Source organism: Geovibrio ferrireducens (assembly GCF_026226615.1).
In the GTDB taxonomy this organism is placed as follows: Bacteria; Chrysiogenota; Deferribacteres; order Deferribacterales; family Geovibrionaceae; genus Geovibrio; species Geovibrio ferrireducens.
This window is the reverse complement of record NZ_JAJAPB010000009.1, coordinates 18914-43641: the sequence shown is the minus strand read 5'-3', so window position 1 is coordinate 43641 and position 24728 is coordinate 18914. Positions and strand designations below refer to the sequence as shown.

Genomic DNA, 24728 nt, shown 5'->3' with positions numbered 1-24728 from the left:
CCATATAGGTTATAGTTTATTAAATGATCAAGTCTTTCGGCGATAAAGAAACTGAGAATGTATTTTATGACGGAAAAAGCAAGAAGCTACCGTCAGATATTTTGTCCAGAGCAGCAAAGATACTGGACAGGATAAACGCCGCTGACACGACAGATTTTCTCCGGCTGCCGCCAAGCCACCGATTGCATAAGCTTTCCGGCAGTTTAGAGGGATTCTGGAGTATCAGCATCAATATGCAATGGCGCATAATTTTCAGATTTGACGAGAGTGATGCCTTTGATGTTGAAATAGTCGATTACCACTGAAAGGAGGATATTATGGCTATCCAGAGAGATATGTATAGAAAGGCGGAGCGCCAGCCCGAACATCCGGGAGAGTATCTTTCTGAAATTATTGAAGAAATGCACGGGCTCACGCAGAGCAGCCTGGCAGCTTCTCTTGGTGTGTCTTTCAGAACCATTAATCAGATATGCAATAAACGCAGAGGCATAAGCCCTGAAATAGCTCTGAAACTGAGTAAATTTTTTGGCACTACACCTCAAAGCTGGCTGAATATGCAGCAGGCTTATGATTTATGGAAGGCTGAGCAGACAACTGACCTGAGCCGTGTTCAGACCTTATCCGCCTGATAACCCTTTCCTGCTCCGGAAAGGGCTGAAAAGCACTTAGGTCTGTATTAAGAAATCCTTGTAATTCTGTCTGTTAATCAACCGGAAACTGCTGTCAGGATATGCTTTGGAAAATGTAAGCGGCAGTCTTGCCTTTGCTGTTTCGCTGTATTTGAACTCATAAGCATATAAAGCGCCGTCGATCTCTTCGATGTAGTCAATCTCCTGATGCTGCGTTGTTCTCCAGAAATATGTTTTTGCAGAAATGCCGTTATAAGCGTTTCTTTTCATGCGCTCGCATATCAGAAAGTTTTCCCACAATGCCCCTTTGTCGGCTCTGGATTCAATAGGTGTAAAGTTGTTTATGACGGCGTTTCTTATCCCGTTATCATAGAAATATATCTTTTTGCCTTTCTTGATTTCATTTCTGACATTACGGCTGAAAGCAGGAAGCTGAAAAATAACAAAAGCCTGCTCCAGCAATGTGATATATTTTTCCACTGTTGCGTTGTTCGCCCCCACAAGCTGAGAAATTTCATTAAAAGAAACCTCACTGCCAACCTGCAGGGCAAGAGCTTTGACAATCTTTTCCAGTAAAGCCGGCTTTGCGATGCTCTCCAGTTTAAGCAAATCTTTATACAGATAGCTGTCGGCAAGCAGTTTAAGAAGCTCCCTCTCTTCGCCGATGCTTGTCACTATCTCAGGGTAATAGCCGTATAGGAGCCTGTGTTCCAGAAGCCTCGATTCATCCAACAGGCCGTGATGTTCAGCCATTTCGCCAAAGGACAGAGGATACAGCAGAAATTCATATTTTCTGCCTGTAAGCGGTTCGCTGATATTGCTCAATAACTCAAAAGATGATGAATCGGTGGCAATGACTTTGATTTCCGGAAAGTTATCTACGATGATCTTGATGATGACCCCTATTTCCTTCACCCTTTGGGCCTCGTCAATGAAAACAGTGTCGTTTTTTCCTATAATAGCCCTCAGTTGTGTGGATGAATAAGAGCTGAAAAGTTCTCTCACATCAGAATCATCACCATTAAGATAAAGGACATTATCAGATATTTCAGGCAGTATATATTTTATCAGAGTGGTTTTGCCTGTCTGCCTTGCACCATAAACTATCAGTGCCTTTTTGCCGTTCAGCCTTTTGCGTATTGCTTCCGTGAGCTTCCTTTTTATCATGCCATCACCTTTTATAATATAATAGCATCAAAACAGAAAAATATTATAATATTTTTGCAATATAATATAAAAATATTATGTTTATGCCTTGGGAATTAACCATGACGCACATCGCTTGGTATTTTGCATAGTTGATTAAATGCTCTAACATATTGTACTGTAAGGCTTATATGGATTTGAAAACGTCGGCTTAGAAGCAGGCATAACAAAAACAACATGAACCTGCCAAATAAAAAAGGCTTCCTCGATCTCTCGAAGAAGCCTTCAGAACCCATATTAATGGCGGTACAGGGAATTGAACCCCGGACACTGCGGATATGAGCCGCATGCTCTAACCATCTGAGCTATACCGCCTTATATCGGGACTGATTTATTAAACTATTTTCACGTCCTAGTCAACGTAATTTTATCTTTGTCCGTAAATTTTTAAAGGAAATTTTCCGAAAGCGATGCGTTGAGAATCCCCGAAAGTCTCTCCTCAAGCTTATACATTCTTTCAGACACTGTTTTTGCCATTATCCACACAAACTTACCGAAGATCGCAGGGTGCGCTTTCTTCATCACATCGAGCCTTTCCCCGGTTATGGAGAGGATGGCAACCGCAGTCAGCGCCTTTGCGTTTGCGGAGCGCGGGTAACCGGTCAGGATAGCCATCTCCCCGAAAAAGTCACCTGCTTTGAGATTGTTGAGGAAAAGGGACGTCTGCTCATTTACATCCTTGGAGATCCCCACTTCCCCATCGGCAATGATTGAGAATTTATCGCCCTTGTCACCTTCTCTGAGAATAAGCTCTCCGGCAATGTATGATTCTTTGGTGAAATAACTCAGAAAGTCTTCCATTTCCGCAGCGGAAAAATCGGCGAATCTGGGATTTTTGTTAAGTATCGCAGCACTTGTTTTCAACTTAGCACCTTCAGTTATATTTTATGCCGAGGCTGTCCGCTATTTCGGTAAGAGCGGACTTTGCCCCGGTCTGTATGAACACATCAGGCTTGCAGACTTTAAGGGACGATTCATCAGGGTTTATGGTGATTATTCTGCACCCGGAGGTCTGCAAACGCAAGGCAAGATAGTCGTTCGTGGGCACACTGCCGCTGGAACCTATTAGCATTGCCACGTCAGGAACGCCGGAGCGTTCGAGAAAGTCCCTGAAATTATTATACTGATAAGCGTGCTCCACATAGTCAAAATCGCCGAACATAAGCACATTAGGCCGCAGAAGACCGCCGCACTTGGGGCACAAGGGCAGTTTTGAGGCGGTCATGCTCTCACTGTTAAGCTCGCAGAGCGGTACATCGTCATTTTCTTCGTATGTATAGCTGCACCCAAGCCCCGCCATACACTGCAAACGCCATATGCTGCCGTGAATTTCATAAACATGGTCAGCGGATGTGCCTGAGATCATGTGGTAGCCGTCTGTATTGGTGGTGTGGATGAAAGAGTTTCGGAAGTGTTTTTCGATGAGAGCGTTTATGACTGCGTAACCTTCGTGCGGCCTGTTTTCACGGGCGTTCCGCCTGCGCCATTCGTAAAATGCCCATGCGTGGGCGGGGCGGAGTTTGAAGCTTCTGGGGTTTGCGAGATCCACCGCCTCAAGGTTGAGGTTCTTATAAGCGGGAAAGTTCCGCCAGTAGCCTTCTTTGTCCCTGAATGTGGGTATGCCCGATTCGGCGCTCATCCCTGCACTGGTGAGAAAAAGGCAGGTTTTTGCACCGCGTATGATCTCCGCTGCTTTGTTCATGGAAGCACCGCCGTTTTTTGGTAATTTTACCAAAAAAATCCCGCTATTTCCAGTGAGCTCCTTCCGCTTCGAGAAGTTTTACTTTTTTATGTACTCCGCTGGAATAGTTTCCGAGAGAATCCGAACGCACAACCCTGTGACAGGGAACGATAAGCGGATAGGGGTTTGTCCCCATTGCCGTGCCCACTGCGCGCGCGGCGTTTTTGCTCCCGCTTATTTCGGCGAGTCTGCCGTAGGTGATCACCTCTCCCTTGGGAAGGAGGAAGAGATTTTTATAAACATTTTTATGGAAATCGCTTCTCCCTTCAAAGACAAGCTCATCAAATTTCAGCGGGCATTCGCCGTCGGGGTATGATTCCAGATAGGCGCATATTGCCTCGTGCTCTTTTTTAACGGGCGCAGTGTCAAATTCCTCCGGACGGATGAGGCAGACCTCTGTGAGCCTGCCCGCATCGTCAAACACGGGAAAAACATCGCCTATGTGCCTGTTGGTAAGGTGAGCCATATACATATTACGACCTCACGAGGAAGTTTTTATCCCAGTCCTTCATAACAGGGTCATAGCCCTTGGAGCGGAGCATGGAGCAGAATTCATCCACAGTCCTGTCGTCCTCAACCTTGAACTGCTTGCCTTCGTGCTCCTTGTTATAGCCGCCGGGTTCGGTCTTGGAACCTGCGCTCATCTGCGTTACCCCCAGCGGGAGAAGGTGCTCCCTCATCTCGGCGGGTTCACGGGTGGAGATTACAAGGCCTGCGTCATGGAGGAAAAGACGCAGTGCGAGCATGGACTGAACAAGGTTTTTGTCTTTTATTATTTCATAAGGCGTAAAGTTGCCCGCTGCAAAACGTATTCGGGGGAAGGAGACCGTTACGTGGGTCTTCCAGTACTGCTTCATAAGATAACGGGCGTGGATTCCGACGAAAAATTCCTCGGTGCGGAAATCCTCAAGCCCCATAAGCGCACCTATTCCCACTGTGCGGTAGCCTGCGTCCGCTCCTCTGTCCGGCGTTTCAAGGCGCCAGTCAAAATCACGTTTTTTCCCCGCGGGGTGTACTCTGGCGTAGGTTTCCCTGTTGTAGGTTTCCTGATATATTGTCAGACCGTCCGCACCGGAACTGCGCAGAGCGGCGTATTCCTCTGTGCTCATAGGGAAAACTTCTATTGAAAGAGAGCTGAACATATCCCTCAGCATGTCGCAGGTTCTGGCGAGATCCGAAACGCTGACCACCTTCGGCGATTCCCCGGTGACAAGGAGAAGATGCTGAATCCCCATATCGGCGATGGTTTTAGCATCGGCGAGTATCTCCTCATCAGTCAGCGTCACTCTGGGGATTTCGTTGTGCTTGTTGAATCCGCAGTAAACACATGAGTTTGTGCACTCGTTGGATGTGTAGATAGGGGCGTATATCTTGATTGTTTTGCCGAACCTCTGCAAAGTTATGCGGCTTGCCTCCCGTGCCATGGGCTCAAGGAAAGCCTCCGCTGCGGGTGAGAGCAAAACGGCAAAATCGGTCTCTGTCAGGGTGTCTTTATTCATTACCGCGGCAACATCCGCTGCCGTCCTTGAGTGGATGAAGTTCTTGACCTCATTCCAGTCGTATTCCTTATGTATCTGTGTGAATGTCATCTTAATCTCTTAAAAATCCGGTGAGCGGGCTTGATGCCTCAGCTTTTTCCTTTCTGGAGGGCATTCCTGCATCACGGGCAAGTACAGCCGCATCCACAGCCAGTTTAAACGCCTCTGCCATTTTTACGGGATCTCCCGCCGTTGCGATGGCAGTGTTGACGAGAACCGCATCCGCCCCCATCTCTATTGCCAGCGCCGCGTGGCTCGGTGCGCCTATCCCCGCATCCACCACAACGGGGACATTCGCCTGCTCTATTATTATTCTAAGGTTATCTTCCGTTCTTATTCCCTTGTTGCTGCCTATGGGCGCACCGAGGGGCATAACCGTGACAGTGCCTATCTCCTCAAGCCGCTTGCAGAGAACAGGGTCTGCGTTGATATAGGGCAGAACCTTGAACCCCTCCTTCACAAGGATTTCCGCCGCTTTGAATGTCTCGATCGGATCAGGGAGGAGATAGTACGGATCAGGTGTGACCTCAAGCTTTACCCAAGGCTCACACCCTGCGGCGCGGGCAATTCTTGCCAGCCTGACAGCCTCTTCCGCGTCTCTTGCGCCGGATGTGTTCGGGAGCAGGAGGTATTTTGAAGTATCTATATGGTTGAGTATGTCGTCCTGCGGGTTGTTTATGTCCACCCTGCGCAGGGCAACGGTCACGATCTCAGCACCGCTTGCCTCAGCCGCGGCAGCCATCACACCGCTTCCGGCGAATTTCCCTGTGCCCACCATGAGTCTGCTTCTGAAGGTTCTTCCGTCTATAATAAGATTTTTTGAGAACATGCTCTTTACCGCCTGAATAACTGAATGTATTTCAATAGTAATAGCCGCTGATTAAATGTCAACAATATATTGATAGATAAATATTGTCTCTGATAAGCCGATACCCGCCCCTGAATACCCTTGCCAAAAATTAAAATAGGCGTAAACTTAGTTGCGTCAATTTTGTCAGATACAATGAGACAATATAAACCTGCGAGGATTTCCAGATGGATTTTTGCAATCTTAAAAGCCAGTATTCATTAGTAAAAGAAGACATCGACCGCCGTGTCATAGCCGTTTTTGAACACGGAAGATACATTTTCGGCCCCGAAATAACGGAGCTTGAGAGAAAATGCGCCGAATTCTGCGGTGTTAAACACGCCCTCGCCGTTTCCTCCGGCACTGATGCCCTGCTTATGGGGCTGATGGCTTATGACGTTAAGCCCGGAGATTATGTAATCACCACCCCTTTCACCTTTATCGCCACAGCGGAGATGATAGCTCTCCTCGGCGCTGTGCCTCTCTTCGCCGATATTGAGGAAACCACGTACAATATCGACCCCGCAAAGCTTGCGGAAATGCTGAAAAACCCTCCTGTGGACAAAGCGAAGATCAAGGGCGTTATAGCAGTCGACCTTTACGGACAGATGCCCGATTACGCAGCAATAGAAAAGGTTATCGCTGAGAGCGGTCTTGATCTCTTCCTCATGGAGGATGCGGCACAGAGCTTCGGCGCTGTGCAGAGAGGCAGACGTGCATGCTCCTTCGGGGACATAGCCGCCACATCCTTCTTCCCCTCCAAGCCACTTGGCTGCTACGGTGACGGCGGAATGGTTTTCACCGGCTGCGACACTCTGGCAGAAAAAATGGGCTGGATCAGAAACCACGGTCAGAACGAGAGATACCGCCACAAAATAGTCGGCATAAACGGCAGGCTGGACAGTGTTCAGGCAGCAGTGCTCCTCGGCAAGTTTGATCTTTTCGTAAATAAAGAGATAGACGGACGCGACAGAATCGCCGCTATGTACACCGAAAAGCTCTCACAGATTGACGGTGTGAAAACTCCTGTTGTTACAGACTTTAACCGCTCAGTGTGGGCGCAGTACTCCATTATGGTGGAGGACAGGGACGGCCTCGCCGCTCACCTCAGCGCAAAAGGCATCCCCACTGCGGTTCATTACCCCATCCCCCTGCATATGCAGGAGGTTTTCGCTGACCTCGGCGTGAAGAAAGGTACGCTCCCCGTCTCAGAAAAAGTGGCCGCGCATATAATGAGCCTTCCCATGTGCGCATACAAAACACAGGAAGAGATCAATATAGTCGCAGGTGCTGTTGCAGAGTTCTTTAAGTAAACAGTACAGCCTAAAGAAATAAGTTTTTGAAGTAATTCGGGGAAACTTTGTTCCAAAAAAGTTTCCCCGCTCTTTTTAAAAGCACGGAAATTTGATTTTTATTGACTGTGATCCTTTTTCAGGCTTTACTTTCCGGATGGAAAAAAACCGCGCATTCACAGAGCATTTCAGCAGAATTTTAGGCACTGATTCCGAGGCGTTTTTCGCTTCTCTTGAACCTATGCCCTCAAAACATATACGCATGAACACCAAGCGGGGCATAAACTACCTGCCCGAAATAGCGGAGCACGGCATAATCCTTGAGAATGACAGGCGTTTCCCCGCGGTTTACAAGGTGCTTGAAGGGGCGGAAAAGCTTACCTCCACCGTATCTTTCCAGACCGGGGGCTTTTATATCCAGAACCCTTCGTCAGTTTTTCCGCCGGATGTACTGTGCAGGTTTCTGCCTGAAAATCCGGCTGTTATGGATGTTTCCGCCGCACCGGGGGGCAAAACCGTTGCATTGTGTGATATGCTTAAAAACAGCGGTGTCGTGGTCGCCAACGAGCCCTCGGCGAAAAGGCTGAGGTCGCTGGAATTTAACCTTGAAAAATACGGCTGCTGGAGCGCAAAGACCGTCTCATTTGACGGGCGCGTGCTGGACAGGCACATGGAGGAGGCCTTTGACGGCATACTTCTGGACGCTCCGTGCAGCAACGAAAATAAAATATTCCGTAACGAAACAGTAAACGCCTCATGGGAGCCAGCCCTTGTGGAACGCATGGCCAAGCTCCAGCGGGAGATTCTGGAATCCGCTTTTAAATGCCTCAAGAAGGGGGGAGTGCTGGTTTATTCCACATGCACTTTCTCGGTTGAGGAGAACGAAGCGGTTATAGGCTCGTTCCTTGCGGATAATGACGAGGCTGAGCTTCTGGACATCTCCGAAGGGGAGATGACATTCGGTATCAGCGGTAACTCCGAGGTGGATGAGAAGGTGCTCCGTGTTATGCCTCACAAACTGCCCTATGACGGTTTCTTCATAGCGGCACTGAGGCGCAGAGGGGACGAGGCGGACGGATGCAGTATGAAAATCAGGCGTGACAGGCAGCTTGATTCTCTTTTTTATGAGCTTCCGGCAAACCTTTCCGTTTCTCAGGGGTCAAACATTGCATATATAGAAACCGGCTGTGTTCTGGAAGCAAGGGTACGCCTAAGCAAAAGCGGCATACTCCTCTGGAAGCGTCCCGGAGAACTCAGCGCACAGTGCGCATGGGAACTGGGTGCGAACCTCCGCCCTGAATACCGCGCGGAAACGGATCTGAACAGCGCACAGCGCTATCTGAAAGGATTTGACACGGATAAGACGTCCGATTATCATACCCCGGTTCTTTACTACGGGGATGTTCCGGTCGGGACAGTCAAAACCGTTGACGGTAAATTTAAAAACAAGCTGGACAGGTACTTTTTGTATGGGAAAAACATTGAATTCTAAACTTTCAGCAATTTTCATCTTATTCGCGGTGGTTTTTACCGCATTCGGGGCGCATGCTCAGCAACAGCTTTCAAGCAATGTATTTGCCTACAAAAGCGAGCCTTTTATTGCTGTGGTGGTGGATAAAAGCACCAGCGTGCTGTACATAGTTGAAATGAAAGAGGGAAGGCCGGAAATAATCGCCAAAACTTCTGTTCTGGTCGGCGGCGGCGGCGGGGATAAAAAAGTCTCCGGCGATATGAAGACCCCTGAGGGTGTTTACTACATCACGGGCTATCTTTCTCCGGAACAGTTGAGAAAGACTTACGGCAGCGTGGCGGATGACTACGGAACCGGAGCGTTCCCCCTGAACTATCCCAACTTCTTCGACCGGATCAGCGGCAAAACAGGCAGCGGAATCTGGATCCACGGAAAAAGGATGGACAGGAAAGAGCAGACCACAAGGGGCTGTGTCGCCCTTGAGAACGATGTGCTTGATAAATATAAGCAGTATCTTAAGCGGGGTGTTCCTGTTGTGATCGCCAAAAAGGTTGAGTTTGAGCAGCTTCATAACTACGAATCCGAGAAGGCTTTCCTGAAAGAAAAGCTGGACGATCTTGTGGCTTCATGGGCGGGGCTTGATTTTGAAAACTTCGCATCTCATTACCACATACAGTTCAGAAGCGGTTCCGGTGAGAATTATGCACAGTATCTCGGCAAAAAGAAAACTCTTATGGGGCTTTACCCCGAACGCAGGATAGAGATCTCATCCGTGCGCGCCTTCAAGGAAAACAAGGATGAGTTTGTGTATGACTTTGACCAGCTCTACTGTGCTGACAACATACTTGCTTACGGCAACAAAAGGCTCTACCTGAAAAGGGAAGTGGACGAGCTTAAGATAATCGCGGAGGAGTTCTTCTCAGAATCTTCCGACGGATTCGTGCGTGAAAAAGTTGCTGCCTTTCTCCAGAAATGGAAACATTCATGGGAGAGCATGAACACGGCGGAATATATGTCCGCATACTCTTCATCCTTCTCCTCCGATGGTTTCAGCTATGAGAGCTGGAAGACTGACAAGGCAGACAAATTTCAGAAGTATTCAACAATTAAAATAGGAATAGACAATATAAAAATTTCGCAGATTTCCCCGAAGCGGGTCAGAGTGAGCTTCATTCAGCACTTCAGCGGAGACTCCTACAGTGACACGGGTATAAAAACCCTTGAGCTTGAAGGGTGTCCGGGGGACTACAAAATCAGGAGCGAACTCTGGAGAGCTAAATGAAAAAAACTCTGACTCTTTTTATTCTGCTGGTTACTGCCGCTCTGTCTTTTGCTCAGACACGCCCGTACACCAAAAACGAGGTGTATTTCAAGGGGACTGAGTATGAGCTTGAGGTTTATAAGATTTACGGCAGACAGGACGGCAAGACAATGCTGGTCATAGGCGGTATTCAGGGGGATGAGCCGGGCGGATTTCTTTCTGCGGATCTCTACTCGGATATGCGTCTGGAAAGGGGGAACCTCATCGTTGTTCCCAGAGCGAACTTCAAGTCCGTAATCCTTTTTGACCGTGAAAGCGAAGCGGACATGAACCGCAGATTCACAAAAGATTTAGGCGTTATGGAGATGGACAAGGTTGTTGCTGTTATAGTAGATCTCATGTCCGAGTCGGATGTGTTTCTTAACCTCCATGACGGCTGGGGCTACCATAACCCTAAATACATAGACCAGTGGCGCAACCCTTCCAGATTCGGACAGTCCATCATCACTGATGCTGACATTTTCGCCTGCGACGACGGCCGCATGCTGGATCTCAAAACCCCGGCAAAGAAGGTTCTGGAGGCTGTGAATAAAAGCATAGGTGAAGAGCAGTACTTTATGCATTATTTCAACACCAAAACCGAAGATCCGCTCACTAAGTTCACCGACATGCGCAAAACGGCAACCTACTATGCGCTTAAACATTTCTGCCTTCCTTCCTTCGGTGTGGAGTCTTCAAAGAATCTCCCCTCGCTGGAACTTAAGGTTCTTCACCATAACTATGCAGTGAACGAATTTATGAAGTATTACGACATAGTTCCGGAGCATCCGAGGATTTTTCTGAAGGCTCCCAAACTGAATTATGCTGTGATAAAGGTTAATGACGAGGTTGTTACCGTTGAAAACGGCAAAACCCTTTTTGCTGACAGAGGGGACATTATAGAGATAACAAATGTGGATGCCAATTATGACAGAGGCATTTCCTGCGATATTCTCGGCATGGGCGACCTTAATGACTGCGGCAAAAGAGTTGAGGTCAAGGGCGAATCACGCATCGTTTTCCGTAAGGACAACCAGAAGATGGGTGAAATAAAACTTGCCTACAAAACAAAAACAGCCGCCGCGCCCGTGAAGCAGCCTGTGCAGCCGGTCGTGAAAGCACCTGAACAGCCTAAGCAGCCTGTCGTTCAGTCGGGAACGGAAAATCTTGTTCCTTCTAAGACGAACGTTGTCTTCGTGATGAAGGTCAACGGAGTCGAAAGACGTGTCGCCTCCGGCGGTGTTGTGAAATTGAAGAAAACTGACGTTATTGAATTTACAGAGGCTCTCGGCGGGGATTTCGGCTCGCCGGACGTGCCTGTCAACGTGAAGGGCTATGTTCCGGCCGGAGCGGTGAACAACGGGGATGACAGAGGCTACAGAATCCGCATGACGGATTACTTCATGCTGAAATACTCCCGCGACGGCAAAGGCAGTGCATACCCGGTAATAGCCGGCAACAGCCGCAATGAGATAGGCGAGATCTGGCTTGAGATAGAGTAATGAAACGGATCGAAATTCGTGTGAAAGGGAAAGTGCAGGGAGTGGGCTACAGGGCGTTTGTGCATAACGGCGTGGCTCCTCTCGGCGTGGGCGGGTATATCCGCAATATTACTGACGGCAGTGTTGAGATTGTTGCCGAAGGCACTGAGGCTCAGCTTGCCGAGGTGCTGAAAAAAGCCCGTGCGGGCTCGCCCTTTTCCGAAGTTACAGATATGACCGTTCTGGAGGAGAAACCCACGGGTGAATTTTCCTCCTTTGAGATAAGACACTGAGAATGAATAAATATAAGCTTCTGATATTCGACTTTGACGGCACACTCGCCGCCACCGAACCTGCCATACAGTTCTGCATGAGAACTGCATTCAGGGAATACGGTCTTACTCCGCCGGATGAAAAATCCGTGCGGAATGCGATAGGGATTCCGCTGATGCGGATGATCGCTCTCCTTGGCGGGCTGGACGATGTGACAGCGCAGGAAGTAACTGATATTTACAGAAAATATTACCGCAAAGAGGGGATGGAGATGACAAAGCTTTTCCCCTCGGCCTTTGACACGGTGAAAAACCTGCACGGCACAGGCTATGACATTGCTGTGATAAGTAATAAAAACCACGCAGTGGTTGTGCAGTCTGTAGAGGTAACGGGGCTTACGCCTTTCTGCGGACTTGTGGCGGGGGAGCGTGACGGTCAGTTCCAGAAACCTCATCCGCAGGCATTTACGGAAATAATTGTGCCCCGTTTCGGCGTTTCAGCGTCTGAATGTTTAATGATAGGAGACGCTGTGCAGGATACGGGTTTTGCCCTGAATTGCGGCATGGATGCGGCATGGGCTTCATACGGTTTCGGAAATGAAACTGAATGTATGAACAAAAATGTTAAATTCGTGCTTAATGATATTTCGGAGTTGACCGATATACTTGGTTGACAACGCTTTTTACGGAGAATTCATTGAGTGTCAGACAGGCGATACAAATCAGGGAGGATGCGTTTCGCCCCCGTCCGTTTTTAAAATGGGCTGGCGGTAAAGCTAAGCTAATTCCTCAGTTCGAACCGTTTTTCCCAAAGAAAAGAACGGTTTACTTCGAACCCTTCATAGGCGGCGGAGCGGTTTTTCTCCACCTCGCGGCAAAGGGGCTCATCAAAAAAGCCTTTCTGAACGACCTCAATTCGGATCTTGCAGGTCTTTATTCGGTTATAAAAAACTCCCCTTCGAACTTCATAGAATCATGTCTTTCCCTGTCCTGTGAGTATCTTGCCCTTGATGACCGTGAACGTGCGGAATACTATTACAGCAAGAGACGGCAGTACAACGCCGGAAAAGGTTTTGAGCCCGTAACCCGTGCCGCGGCAACGGTTTTTCTGAACAAAACCTGCTTCAACGGCCTTTTCAGGGTGAACAGCAGGGGGGAGTTTAACGTTCCCGCCGGAAGATACAAGTCCCCTACCATAATCGAGCCGGAAAACATATTCGCGGTGAGCAGAGCACTCAATGAGACTGAGGCAGAGATAACTAACGCCGATTTCGGTGATGCGCTTGCTGAGGCATCAAAAAACAGCTTTGTCTACTACGACCCGCCATACAGGCCGCTGAACAAGACGGCATGCTTCACAACATATTCCACAGGCGGCTTTGACGACACGGAGCAGGTGCGCCTCGCGTCCTGCTTCCGCGGACTCAGTGAAAAGGGAGCCGTGCAGATGCTCAGCAACTCCGACCCGAAAAACGCAGACCCCGCCGACAGCTTCTTTGAGACACTCTATGGCGGTTTCCGCATACGCAGGGTGAGAGCCGCCCGCAACATAAACAGCAGTGCGGACAAACGAGGCTCAATCAGCGAGCTCCTGATAACGAATTATTAAGGGTTCCGAGCCTTCTTTTTCAAGCCATTGTCAGAAAACTTTCACTTATTCTTGCATTCGCTCAAATCAGAGTGTAGATTAAACCAACATCCGTGGGGGTGCTTGCCGTTTAAAAAGGGCAGGCTGAGAGAGTCCCCGTAACCTGATCCGGATAATGCCGGCGTAGGGAAACGGTTTTTCTTTGGTCTTTTCACTCAGAACCCTTTTCGCATTACCCGCCCTTACGGAAAATAATCAATAGTTCACTTAAAGGCAGGTATAAATCAATGACTCAGCTTGAAGCAGCCCGTAAAGGCATAATCACCCCCGAAATGAAGAAAATAGCCGCAGACGAATTCATGGAAGCTGAAAAGCTCATGTGCCTCATTGCGGACGGCAAAGTTGTTATCCCTAAAAATAAAAACAGAGATTTCGCTCAGGTTATGGGCATAGGCCGCGGACTGCGCACCAAGGTAAACGCCAACATAGGCACATCCGGCGACCGTCCGTTCATAGACTGCGAGCTTGACAAGCTTAAGGCGGCTCTTGACGCAGGCACTGACAGCGTGATGGATCTCTCCACCGGGGGCGACCTTGAAGCTGTGCGCAGGGCTATACTTGAGGCTTCTCCCGTTATGGTGGGTGCTGTTCCGCTGTATGCAGTTGCGGCTGAGCTTGCCATGGCGGATAAAAACACCGAGATGATGGACCCGGAAGTCCTGCTTCGCAGCATTGAGAAACAATGCGAGCAGGGGATTGACTACATCACAGTTCACTGCGGCGTAACGAAGGAATCAGTCGCCAGAATGGACAGAACAGACAGGGTCTGCGGAATAGTCAGCAGGGGCGGTTCAATCACCGCTAACTGGATCCGCAGAAACGGCAAAGAAAACCCGCTTTATGAATATTACGAAGATCTTCTGGATATAGCATATAAATATGATGTAACATTAAGCCTTGGTGACGGCTTCCGTCCGGGCGCAATCGCTGATGCGTCCGACAGAGCCCAGATAGATGAGCTCATAATCCTCGGCGAACTTGCCAAAAGGGCGAAGGAGCGGGATGTTCAGGTAATTATAGAAGGCCCCGGTCATGTTCCCCTTAACCAGATTGAGGCGAACATGACATTGCAGAAAACCCTCTGCGACGGTGCGCCCTTCTATATCCTCGGACCGCTTCCCACCGATATTGCCCCCGGTTACGACCATATAACCGCAGCAATAGGCGGAGCCATAGCGGGTGCTGCGGGTGCGGATTTCCTCTGCTATGTGACACCGGCGGAGCATCTCTGCCTGCCGGATGAAAACGATGTGCGTGAAGGAGTTATCGCCTCCCGTATCGCAGGGCACATTGCGGATATAGCAAAAGGCTACCCCGGAGCGATGGAACGTAATATACTTATGAGTAAGTACAGAAAAGAGCTTAACTGGGAAGGGATGTTCTCCCTCGCAATAGACCCGGCCAAGGCCAGAGAAAAATTCGAAAGGAACAGGGATGTTGATTCCTGCTCCATGTGCGGGAAATTATGCGCAGTGAAGATAGACAAAAAGCTTCCGACTATTTAAGGCTTTACCTCGTTTTTGAGGAAGACATGCTTCAAGTGCCGCTGGATGAGTTTATTCCGGCGGTTATTGAGGGCGGGGTAACGGCAATCCAGCTCCGCAACAAGGGGGCTGACCTCCGCCGGACGCTTATTACAGGACACCGGATAATGGAGCTCATCGAAGGCACGGGCACTCTGTTTGTGGTGAATGACAGAGTTGATCTTGCCCTTGCTCTGGGTGCTGAGGCTGTGCATCTGGGAATAAAGGACATTCCCCTTGAGGCAGCGGTGAGTACATGGCCGGAAACGGTCTACGGGTATTCCTGCAACTGCTTAACGGATCTGGAAACGGCGGTGAACGGCGGTGCGTCATACATCGGCGTTGGGCCTGCGTTTAATACTGATACGAAGAAGGATCTCCGCCCTGTCATCGGGCCGGAGGGGATAAGGCTCATAACGGAAAGAAGCCCGCTGCCCGCCATCGCCATAGGCGGCATAAAGGCTTCAAATATAAAAAATCTCAAAGGCATGGGGCTCTCCGGCGTGGCGGTTTCATCCGCACTCTGCACTTCCGGCGATCCTTACTGCGATGCGAAGCTGATGCGTGAGCTTGCGGAGGAGCTTTGAAGGAATTTGCCTTTATAGAAAGCCTGAAAAGCCTGAGCCCGGAGGGCGGTCTGTACGGAATAGGCGATGATGCCGTTCTTACTGACGGGCTTCTGATAGCCAAGGATATTGTGACGGAGGGGGTGCACTTCACCGAAGGCGCTCCCCTGCAAAACATAATTTTCAGGCTTTTCACTGCGAATGTAAGCGACATAGCGGCAATGGGCGGACGGGCGGAGAAGGCTCTCCTCGGTGTTGCCCTGCCTGAACTGCTTGACAAGGGCAGACTCACTGAGGCCGTTCGCTACGCATGCTCGTATTATAATATAAAACTCATCGGCGGGGACACCACCTCCTCCGTCTCGCATTTTTTCGCATCCCTCACCATAATCGGCTCCCCTTCGGAGAATGTCCTCGTGAGAAGCGGTGCAAAGGAGGGGGACGAGGTATATCTCTCCAGACCTGTGGGCGGCGCAGCGGCTATGCTTGCCCGTGAGCTTGCCGGGGAGAGGGTGTACGACCATTATCTCTACAAGGCTGAAACGGAGCTTGGGGAATACCTCGGCAGTTTCGGCGTTAATTCCTGCATAGATATAAGCGATGGTCTGGGGCGGGATGCCTCGCACATAGCAGAAGCAAGCGGAGTGCGCATAGAACTTGATTCAAGGCTGATTCCCGAATACGGAATATCTGATGCCGTCAGCTCCGGCGAGGAATTCGCCCTCCTTTTCACCGTGCCCGAAAGCCGCGCCAAGGAGATGGAGGAACTCATTCACCGTGACCTCAAACGCCCTGTTTACCGCATAGGTAAGGTCACAAAGGGCTCAGGAGTTTTCATGGACGGAGAGAATATTTCAGAAAAAGGGTGGGAGCATCTTTAAATATACCGTAGAACCCACGTCCTGCGGTTTGGCACTAATCCTATCTTGTTAAACTCATGCATTCTTGATTGAAACTTGTTGTTTAGAATTGATCAAAAATGAATCAGAAATACTGAACCATGAAAAACTTATTTTTATGCTTTCTGTTTCTGATTTATAGTAAATTTAGCAAAAGATATTTATATATAATTATCTCTTAGAAGCTGATTTCCTTGGCTGTGCATTAATGCAAACAATCTCTGATGCATTTTGTCCAATTCCAATTTGTTTTGACTTGATTGCCAACAACCTTTTTTTCCTTTCGGAGTAACTATTGACCTCAACTACTAAGTAATACGCAGCAAGAGTTTGTTCCGCATCACGATAAATTTTAAGTTGCCTTTCATATCCATGATCTAGATTATTTGTTGATAACTTGATTTCAACTAATACTTTCCCTAAATAACCATTTGAAACTTTAAAATCAACAGGACCATTACCCGTATTTGCCTCAGGTGTTATATCAAGATTATTACTCTTGCAATAACTATGAGCTACTGCAAAAAATAGCCTTTGTGCAGCCTTTTCTTTTTTATGTTTTTGTAATGTTTCATCCCATAGCTCCCGCCATAGATCGCGCTCTTCTACTAGAAATTTAAATTCATTAATGATTTCACCAACTAATGCATAAACGTCACTAATATCAAGTCTTCGGTTTTGATATTTCGAAAAGTCTTTAGGGAATTCTTTTGCAACTCTCTCAACTAAGCTGCCCCAGAAAACTTCACCATTGTAATCTGTGTTTACATCATAGGAAACCTTTTTAGCTGTTTTAAGAATAGATAAAAATGATTCAAATGCTTCTTTACTACCAAGAGCTTGGCTCTTAAGTCTTTTTTTATCTTTTCTTGTCAACGACATCCATATACCAGCAATATTACTATTAACTTTATCCCGTAAGGCTTGGTTTCTACTAGCAGCATCAATCACCTCGCTCCAATCTGTTGCAATCGGCAGGTCTCTGACAATATCATTCGGAACCAGTAGTAACGGTTCTTTGCTCTTGGAATAGGGATTACTCAAAAGTTTTATGATTTTCCCATCAATTTCGAACTTTTCAGATGGAAGCTTTAGTTGTTTAATTACACGTGTATTAAAAGTGCACAAATCTTTTAAGATTATATTCGTTGTCATATCACTAATTCGATCTGGACCAATACCTTCCTCAAATAAAGCAAGTGCCATAAAAAGGTCTACATCATCAATACCTAGTTCGACAATATCTTTAGCAGTTGACAAAGTACTTGTAATTAATTCAGAACCGAATCCTGAACCACGTACAGAGCTGCCATATCCCAAACATGTCCACGACACCTCATGGAATTGAAATTGCTTTAGTGCATTACGCCAAGCTGTATCACCTATTTTTTTAGATTTTGAAAGAAGCTTAATTATTGTTTCAAAGCGTTTCCTGTAACTATTGTACGCAGCATCCGACATTTCAGCATGTTTTGATTTCTCCAATAAGAGAGGATCAATAAACAAATTAGTGTCAACATTTAAAATCACATCGACAACTCCTATTTTAGTAATTGTCTTTTTGTTCAAATTAAATGCTGTTGAAAAATTAATTGGATTCTTGATCTTTCCCATGACAACCTCAAGGTTATTGTAATATCAACATAGTTAGTCAGTACTATGTCATGCAGTAATATGATACTTGCAAATCTGATTAAAGCTATAAAATCTCCATAATTTTACCACCGCACATAACAATACGTCAATTTCATGTGACTATATTCTAAAAGGGTATGATTGCATGTTACTAAACACACATTTTTTATATGAAACCTGTTTAGACTTTCTTCCTTTTCAAATTAAACACCATACAATTCCCCTCCCCCAAAAAAACTGCCAAAAAATAAGCACCATTCCCTTATTATGAACAATGAATATGTATTTACTTGTTAGTAAATACTATAGTTTGCTTATTATAATGTATTCGAGTGAAAATTATTAAAAGTTTACAAAGCAGTGATGTAATAATTTACCAGAGATATAAACACTACCACTGCCGACTTAAGGTGAACAACGGCTGGATTAAGTAATCCTGCAAAGCAAAGAACTCAAACGAAGCAGATCAATTTGGATCATTTCCTAATCCTTGCCTTTTCATTTAATTGCGTTTACCTTAAAATATCCGTTATTCAGAGAAATTAAGGAGCAAGATGAGGGCATCAGTTGCCGTACTCGGCGGAGTAGGCGAAATCGGCATGAATATGTATGTTTATGAAACCGAGGACACAGCAGTGGTCGTTGACTGCGGCGTGATGTTTGCGGACTACACATACCCCGGTGTGGACTACATAATCCCCGACTTTACATATATAAGAGACATAGAGCACAAGCTTAAGGCGGTTCTTGTTTCCCACGGGCATGAGGATCATATAGGCGCCCTGCCCTATTTTCTCAGCGAGTTCAATGTACCTGTCTACGGCGGAAAGCTTTCTCTGGGCATCCTCGCAGCCAAGCTCGGCTCAAAGAAGGAGAAGGTAACCCTGATCCCTGTTGAATCAAGGGAAACAGTGAAAATCGGTGATTTCTCCGTGACCTTTCTCCCCGTCACTCACTCCATAGGGGACACCTTTGCCATATATGTAAAGCACGGGCCGTTCTCAGCCCTTCACTGCTCTGATTTTAAGATAGACTACACCCCCGTCTCCGGTGAACCTTTCAACGAGGATGACTTCGCACCCCTCGCAGCAGGCGGGCTTACCTGTCTCCTGCTGGACTCCACCAACTCACAGAACGAAGGTTTTACCAACTCAGAGTCATCCATAAAAGCAGAGCTTAAGGATATAATACGCAGTTCACCCGGGCGAGTGTTCTTCACCACATTCTCCTCAAACCTTGACAGGCTCAGGCAGGTGATAGAAGCCGCCGAGGAGCTTGGGCGCAAGGTGGTGCTTGAAGGAGCCTCCATTGAGCGCAATGTTGATATAGCAAAGAAGATAGGCTATCTGGACATACCGCCCAAGGCGATTGTACAGCTTTCCGCAGGCAAAAAAATGCCGGAAAACAAGGTGGTTTACATAATCACCGGCTGTCAGGGGGAGACCCAGAGCACCCTTTACCGCATAGCCTCCCGCGAGCGCAGGGATCTGAAAGTGGAGCCCGGCGACACCTTCATAATCTCCTCCCGCGTTATTCCGGGTAATGAAAAAAACCTGAACAGGCTCATAAACCTGATCTATGAAAACGGCGGCGAGGTAATAGACACTGCCGCACGTAAAATACACGTTTCCGGCCATGCTTCCAGAGGGGAACTCACAAAAATGATGAACCTTACGAGGCCTTCGTACCTCATACCCGTACACGGCGAAGAGATGCATCTGGCTCACATGCGCAAAACCGCCATGAAGACAGGGCACTTCGAACGGGAAAGCGTTCTGCCCGTCAAGGACGGCATGAAGGCTGTTTTTGCCGGCGGTAAACTTGTAGCCGTTGACGATATACCCCACGGGGCTGTATATATTGACCAGCGGGGCAGAACCGTGATAGACGAGGAACTGCTGAAAGACCGCAAAAGCCTTTGCCGTGACGGTGCTGTGGCGGTTACTGTGCTTTACAGTCCGCTTTACGAGGCGCTTGAAACGCCTCCCGTGGTCAGAGTGAAAGGCTTCCGTATAGATGACCGCACAACATTTGAGCTCAGAAAATACCTGAGCGATAACATGGCAAGCCTCATAGAGGAAGCAAACGGGGATTACACCCTGCTGGAAGATTTTATTGAAAAACTCGTCAGGCGTTTTTTCAGAAAAAGTATGGACAGAAGGCCCGCAGTGGCGGCCGCTGTCGTGGAGGTATAAATGACAACAGGAATGGCTGTTCTGCTTGGGATTATTCAGGGGCTCACAGAGTTTCTCCCCGTAAGCAGTTCAGGGCATCTTGTGCTTGCCCAGTCCCTTATGAGCGGGTTTTCCCAGCCGGGGCTTCTTTTTGACACATTGCTGCATCTGGGAACACTTTTCGCCGTTCTCCTTTACTTCCGGGAAAGAGTGAAGAACCTTATGCTGGCTTTTTTCGGCATATTTTTTCAGCAGCACAGGATAACTTATTATCAGAATAAAAACTTTCTCTGGGGAATAGTTATAGCCAGCATTCCCACGGCAATAATCGGGCTTTCCCTTGAGAAATCGGCTGAGCATTTTTTTACCACCCCTTCGGTTGTGGGGTATTTCCTTATACTCACGTCGCTGCTTCTTGTTTTCTCGGATAAAATGAAGCCCAGAGGCGAACTCACCCTGCCACAGTCATTTGTAATCGGCATAGTGCAGGGTATAGCGGTTATTCCGGGCATATCCCGCTCAGGCTCTACAGTGGCTGCGGGGCTTTTCCTCGGAGTAAAAAGGGAGGATATTGCGGAATTCTCCTTCCTTATGTCAGTTCCCGCGATATTCGGCGCTGCGCTGCTTCAGGTGCGTCATCTGGAAACTCTGCCCGTTGAGCAGCTTCCCGCTTACGGTGCGGGGATGCTGGCGGCTTTTATAAGCGGTCTTTTCGCCATAAGCTTTATGGTATATTTTATAAAGAAGGCGAACCTTAAAGTATTCGCCCTTTACTGCCTCATACTGGGGATAACAGCTATAATATGGATGTAGAAAGCAAAAAGAGCCTGCCGCTTGACATAATTTTTCTGCTGAGCATAGCTGCGCTGATTTTTCTGACGCTGTCCATATACTCCTACTCTCCGTCCGATCCGTCGTTTTCCCACATAATTTTCAGTGACTATGAGCTGAGAGTGAATAACCTCTTCGGCAAAAGCGGAGCCTATTTTGCGGATCTTGCCGGAAGCTTTTTCGGATGGGCTGCTTTGTGCATCCCTGTGTTTTTCACCGGCACAGTGTACAGGCTGTATCTGCTGAGAAGCGGCAGGGAGGAAGGGCGTTTCAGCGCTGTTTACTCATTCATTGCCATGACGGTTTTCGTTTTTCTGCTTTCTGTCATGTCAGGCTTTTTCGGCGGGCATGACTTTTTCTTCGAATCCCAGTACACAGGAGGCATCTCCGGCAAGGCATCGTCTGATATTCTTGTCTCTCTCCTCGGCAAGGCGGGGGGGATGATTGCTGCCTTTTTCCTGCTTGTTATCTCATTTATGGTTTTCTTCGCCGTGACCCTCAGCGACATGAAACAGGCCTTTCTCCGTGTTAAAACCGGAGTTAAGGAAGGAACAGGGAGCAAAGGGCTCAGAGGAATGTTCATCAACCCAAGACGTACAGTTGAAACCGCTGAGGCGGAGAACTCCGGCGGCGGAATATATGAGGAGCCTGACGAGGGCTATGTGCCTGTCACCAAGCCTCTGGGGGATGAGTACTTCAAACAGGCGGAACCCGAAGAGGAGCCTGTTTTCTCTGCCGCAGAAGAGGCTGAGGAAGAATTATTTGAACCAGCATCATTTCCCGCAAACGGTATAGACATCAAGCCCAAGGAAACAGTGGAGCAGACAAGCGTTAAGTACGATGTTCCGTTAAGCCTGCTGGACAAGCCGTCCGGCAAGGTGCGCGGCGAATCTGACGAGGAACTTAAGCACAAAGCCGCTATACTTGAGCAGAAGCTTAAGGATTTCGGCGTTCTGGGCAAAGTGCGGGAGATACGTCCGGGCCCCGTGGTAACCCTCTTCGAGTTTGAACCCGCACCCGGAATCAAAATAAACAAGATAGCAAACCTCTCTGATGATCTGGCTCTCGCCATGAGCGCCCTCAGCGTGAGGATAATAGCCCCCATCCCCGGCAAGTCCGTGGTGGGGATAGAGCTTCCCAACGAGAACAGGGAATCAGTGGTGCTGAGCGAACTGCTCACTTCAGTGAAATTCGCAGAAAGCCAGTCACCGCTGACTTTTGCCATGGGGAAGGATGCTTCCGGCAAGCCGTACATCTCAGACCTTACAAAAATGCCCCACCTGCTCATAGCGGGCACAACAGGCAGCGGCAAATCAGTCTCTGTGAACGCCATGATCTGCTCCGTTCTGTATAAGTCATCACCCCAGATGGTGAAGTTTGTCATGATCGACCCGAAAATGGTGGAGCTCAGCATATACGAAGGGATACCCCACCTCGCAGCACCGGTTGTGGTGGATGTGCGCAAGGCGGCTACTGTTCTCAAAAACGTTGTGCAGGAGATGGAATCCCGCTACAGCCTCCTTGCAGAAAGCAAGGTGAGAAATATAGACTCCTACAACCAGAAGTCCGTCTCTGACGGACATCCGAAAATGCCTTATCTCATAGTGGTTGTGGATGAGTTCGCCGACCTGATGATGGTTGCGGGCAAAGAGGTGGAGCAGTCGATCATCCGCATAGCACAGATGGCGCGTGCAGTGGGCATACACCTGATTCTCGCCACGCAGAGGCCTTCAGTTAACGTTATAACAGGCATCATCAAGGCGAACATGCCCGCCAGACTCTCGTTTAAGGTTTCATCAAAGATAGATTCCAGAACAATCATCGATTCCAACGGCGCGGAACTCCTCCTCGGCAGGGGCGACAGCCTCTTCATCCCGCCCGGAACAAGCGAAACTGTCCGTGTCCACGGCTGTTTCGTCAGTGATGATGAGGTCGGCAGGATAACGGAACACCTCAAAACCCTCGGCGAACCGGAATACAACATGGATCTGGTAAAGGATGAGGAAGCGGGATTTGACGAGATAGACGAAGCGGAAATAGACGACAAATACTTCGAGGCGCTGGAACTGGTCAGACAGAAGGGCTTCGCCTCCATATCCATGATACAGCGCTACCTGCGCATAGGCTACAACCGCGCAGCCCGCATCGTCGAAATAATGGAACAAAAAGGCATAGTTGCCCCGTCCGACGGAACATCCAAACCCAGAGAAGTTATCAGGAAGGATTAGCATTCCCATGGAAGGGAATGCGCCGTGCGGAGCGAAGCCGTGTTTACCACGGCGCGAGCGTGTAGAATAATCCGACAGGATGTGCGGATTATTCCGGCAAGACAGATTAGCATTCCCATGGAAGGGAATGCGCCGCAAAAACTCATTTGCTCCTGCGGATTATTCCCGAAAGTAAAAACTGACTTTGGGTTTTTAATTTAAGGGAAACTTTTTGGAACAAAGTTTCCCTTAGACCCTTCAAAAACTCACTTGCTTCGCGGGTTTTTGAATAATTTCTATAATTTTTTTAAGTGCCGATGCTGTCATTCTGAGGCTGCGGCCGAAGAATCTCTCAGTATTCTTTTGAGATCCTTCACTGCGGATGTGATGCTGATGCTAACTGTATTTTCATACGGTATTTCTGGCTTTACTGTTCATAACACAATATAATAAAATTACCTGAAAAACTCATTTAAGGAAGGAACTATGGCTGATTTAAGCGTGAACTACATGGGGCTCAAGCTGAAAAGCCCGATAATTCTCGGAAGCTCCACCATGTCCAAAACCACTGAAAATATGAAAGCGGCGGAAAACGAAGGGGCGGGCGCCGTTATTCTCAAATCTCTTTTCGAGGAAGAACTCAGGCAGGGGGATGTGGGCTACTCCGACAGCTTTCACCCTGAAGCCTACGAATACATAATGAAAGATGCCCTGATGGTTTACGGAACAAAAGGGTACACCGAAACTATAGAAAAAACGAAAAAAGCCGTGCAGATTCCCGTTATCGCCAGCATAAACTGCATGGGCGGCAAATGGTGGGCAGGCTTCGCCAAGGACATAGAAAACGCAGGGGCTGACGCTGTGGAGCTTAACATAGCCTATGTTCCGTTCAGCATCACTGATGACCCCAGAGAGGTCGAGCAGAGATACATAGACACCGTAAAGGCTGTGAAGGCCGAGGTGAAGATACCCGTTGCGGTTAAAATAGGCCCCAACTTCACCTCAATCCCCTATATGGCGGCAAAGCTTAAGGAAGCCGGTGCGGACAGCCTCACCCTCTTCAACAGATATTACCAGATGGCAATAGACACCGATACGCTGAAACTCAAACCCGTACACTACTACAGTACCGAGAACGAAACTTACAACGTTCTGCGCTGGGTCTCCGTGATAACCACCCAGCTTGGCGTAAATGTGAGCTCATCCACGGGCGTGCACACCGCCTCAGCGGTTCTTCAGCATATACTTGCGGGCGCTTCCGCCGTGCAGATGGTTTCAGAGGTTTATAAAAACGGCTTCGGGCGGATCTCCGCAATACTCGAAGAGGTTGACCAGTGGCTTGAACTCCGCAAAAAAGCATCCCTCGCAGATATACGCGGCCTTGCATCCAAGAAGAACGCAGGGGAGCACATGGGCTTTGAGCGTACCCAGTACATGAAAATAGCCGAGGCAATGCTTGTTCAGTAGG

General features: G+C 48.2%; 23 protein-coding genes, 1 tRNA gene and 1 riboswitch. Of the genes, 16 read left to right on the top strand and 8 right to left on the bottom strand.

Annotated elements, in window-relative coordinates; genetic code table 11:
* Positions 1-23: 23 nt before the first annotated feature.
* Together OSQ85_RS10155 and OSQ85_RS10150 are read left to right on the top strand one after the other, a co-directional pair.
* On the top strand, positions 24-305 hold the full coding sequence (locus tag OSQ85_RS10155; RefSeq protein WP_265822858.1) for a type II toxin-antitoxin system RelE/ParE family toxin: 282 nt from the start codon (positions 24-26) through the stop codon (positions 303-305).
* A 12-nt stretch (positions 306-317) separates the two neighbouring features.
* A complete protein-coding gene (locus tag OSQ85_RS10150; RefSeq protein WP_265822857.1) occupies positions 318-629 on the top strand; it encodes a HigA family addiction module antitoxin in 312 nt (103 codons plus the stop codon).
* 36 nt (positions 630-665) lie between these two features.
* Here OSQ85_RS10150 and OSQ85_RS10145 read toward each other — a convergent pair whose 3' ends face one another.
* From OSQ85_RS10145 to OSQ85_RS10115, 7 genes are all read right to left on the bottom strand, one after another.
* On the bottom strand, positions 666-1796 hold the full coding sequence (locus OSQ85_RS10145; RefSeq protein ID WP_265822856.1) for an ATP-binding protein: 1131 nt from the start codon (positions 1794-1796) through the stop codon (positions 666-668).
* A gap of 280 nt (positions 1797-2076) precedes the next feature.
* Positions 2077-2150, bottom strand: a tRNA-Met gene (locus OSQ85_RS10140).
* Positions 2151-2222: 72 nt separating this feature from the next.
* Positions 2223-2699 (bottom strand): Crp/Fnr family transcriptional regulator, encoded by a 477-nt coding sequence (locus tag OSQ85_RS10135; protein WP_265822854.1) that lies wholly within the window; start codon positions 2697-2699, stop codon positions 2223-2225.
* A gap of 10 nt (positions 2700-2709) precedes the next feature.
* Positions 2710-3570 (bottom strand): SIR2 family NAD-dependent protein deacylase, encoded by an 861-nt coding sequence (locus OSQ85_RS10130; RefSeq protein ID WP_265822853.1) that lies wholly within the window; start codon positions 3568-3570, stop codon positions 2710-2712.
* Positions 3571-3580: 10 nt separating this feature from the next.
* Positions 3581-4048 carry a methylated-DNA--[protein]-cysteine S-methyltransferase gene (locus OSQ85_RS10125; protein WP_265822852.1) on the bottom strand — a complete coding sequence of 156 codons (468 nt, stop codon included), beginning with the start codon at positions 4046-4048 and terminating at the stop codon, positions 3581-3583.
* 1 nt (position 4049) lies between these two features.
* Complete coding sequence (gene thiH / locus OSQ85_RS10120; protein WP_265822851.1) at positions 4050-5165, bottom strand: 2-iminoacetate synthase ThiH; 1116 nt, start codon at positions 5163-5165, stop codon at positions 4050-4052.
* Between the two features lies 1 nt (position 5166).
* Entirely contained in the window at positions 5167-5943 is a 777-nt protein-coding gene (locus OSQ85_RS10115; protein ID WP_265822850.1) for a thiazole synthase, read from the bottom strand.
* Positions 5944-6149: 206 nt separating this feature from the next.
* Between OSQ85_RS10115 and OSQ85_RS10110 the strand changes: the two genes are divergently transcribed.
* The 10 genes from OSQ85_RS10110 to thiL all read left to right on the top strand — a co-directional run bounded on the left by OSQ85_RS10110 (position 6150) and on the right by thiL (position 16395).
* Positions 6150-7274 carry a DegT/DnrJ/EryC1/StrS family aminotransferase gene (locus tag OSQ85_RS10110; protein ID WP_265822849.1) on the top strand — a complete coding sequence of 375 codons (1125 nt, stop codon included), beginning with the start codon at positions 6150-6152 and terminating at the stop codon, positions 7272-7274.
* A 136-nt stretch (positions 7275-7410) separates the two neighbouring features.
* A complete protein-coding gene (locus OSQ85_RS10105) occupies positions 7411-8745 on the top strand; it encodes an RsmB/NOP family class I SAM-dependent RNA methyltransferase (protein WP_265822847.1) in 1335 nt (444 codons plus the stop codon).
* A complete protein-coding gene (locus OSQ85_RS10100; protein WP_265822846.1) occupies positions 8735-10006 on the top strand; it encodes a L,D-transpeptidase family protein in 1272 nt (423 codons plus the stop codon). Before OSQ85_RS10105 ends, OSQ85_RS10100 begins: the two co-directional genes overlap by 11 nt.
* Positions 10003-11526 (top strand): M99 family carboxypeptidase catalytic domain-containing protein, encoded by a 1524-nt coding sequence (locus OSQ85_RS10095; protein ID WP_265822845.1) that lies wholly within the window; start codon positions 10003-10005, stop codon positions 11524-11526. Before OSQ85_RS10100 ends, OSQ85_RS10095 begins: the two co-directional genes overlap by 4 nt.
* Entirely contained in the window at positions 11526-11798 is a 273-nt protein-coding gene (locus tag OSQ85_RS10090) for an acylphosphatase (RefSeq protein ID WP_265822844.1), read from the top strand. Before OSQ85_RS10095 ends, OSQ85_RS10090 begins: the two co-directional genes overlap by 1 nt.
* A 2-nt stretch (positions 11799-11800) precedes the next feature.
* Positions 11801-12451, top strand: coding sequence for an HAD family hydrolase (locus OSQ85_RS10085; RefSeq protein WP_265822843.1), 651 nt, complete (start codon positions 11801-11803; stop codon positions 12449-12451).
* Positions 12452-12474: 23 nt separating this feature from the next.
* The gene (locus tag OSQ85_RS10080; protein WP_265822842.1) at positions 12475-13386 is read left to right on the top strand and encodes a DNA adenine methylase; all 912 of its coding nucleotides are present in this window, start codon (positions 12475-12477) and stop codon (positions 13384-13386) included.
* 84 nt (positions 13387-13470) lie between these two features.
* A riboswitch (TPP riboswitch) is annotated at positions 13471-13573 on the top strand.
* Between the two features lie 79 nt (positions 13574-13652).
* A complete protein-coding gene (gene thiC / locus OSQ85_RS10075; RefSeq protein WP_265822841.1) occupies positions 13653-14930 on the top strand; it encodes a phosphomethylpyrimidine synthase ThiC in 1278 nt (425 codons plus the stop codon).
* Entirely contained in the window at positions 14891-15535 is a 645-nt protein-coding gene (thiE, locus tag OSQ85_RS10070) for a thiamine phosphate synthase (RefSeq protein WP_265822840.1), read from the top strand. The genes thiC and thiE overlap by 40 nt, the downstream gene beginning before the upstream one ends.
* The gene (gene thiL, locus OSQ85_RS10065) at positions 15532-16395 is read left to right on the top strand and encodes a thiamine-phosphate kinase (protein WP_265822839.1); all 864 of its coding nucleotides are present in this window, start codon (positions 15532-15534) and stop codon (positions 16393-16395) included. The genes thiE and thiL overlap by 4 nt, the downstream gene beginning before the upstream one ends.
* A 189-nt stretch (positions 16396-16584) precedes the next feature.
* Here the strand turns inward: thiL and OSQ85_RS10060 are convergent, their stop codons facing one another.
* Positions 16585-18027, bottom strand: a complete 1443-nt coding sequence (locus OSQ85_RS10060) for a hypothetical protein (protein WP_265822838.1) — start codon at positions 18025-18027, stop codon at positions 16585-16587.
* Between the two features lie 575 nt (positions 18028-18602).
* Here OSQ85_RS10060 and OSQ85_RS10055 point away from each other — a divergent pair.
* The 4 genes from OSQ85_RS10055 to OSQ85_RS10040 all read left to right on the top strand — a co-directional run bounded on the left by OSQ85_RS10055 (position 18603) and on the right by OSQ85_RS10040 (position 24727).
* Positions 18603-20243 (top strand): ribonuclease J, encoded by a 1641-nt coding sequence (locus tag OSQ85_RS10055; RefSeq protein WP_265822837.1) that lies wholly within the window; start codon positions 18603-18605, stop codon positions 20241-20243.
* The gene (locus OSQ85_RS10050) at positions 20244-21035 is read left to right on the top strand and encodes an undecaprenyl-diphosphate phosphatase (RefSeq protein WP_265822836.1); all 792 of its coding nucleotides are present in this window, start codon (positions 20244-20246) and stop codon (positions 21033-21035) included. It begins immediately after the preceding gene.
* On the top strand, positions 21026-23281 hold the full coding sequence (locus OSQ85_RS10045; protein WP_265822834.1) for a DNA translocase FtsK: 2256 nt from the start codon (positions 21026-21028) through the stop codon (positions 23279-23281). The genes OSQ85_RS10050 and OSQ85_RS10045 overlap by 10 nt, the downstream gene beginning before the upstream one ends.
* A gap of 465 nt (positions 23282-23746) precedes the next feature.
* Entirely contained in the window at positions 23747-24727 is a 981-nt protein-coding gene (locus tag OSQ85_RS10040; RefSeq protein ID WP_265822833.1) for a dihydroorotate dehydrogenase-like protein, read from the top strand.
* Position 24728: the final 1 nt, after the last annotated feature.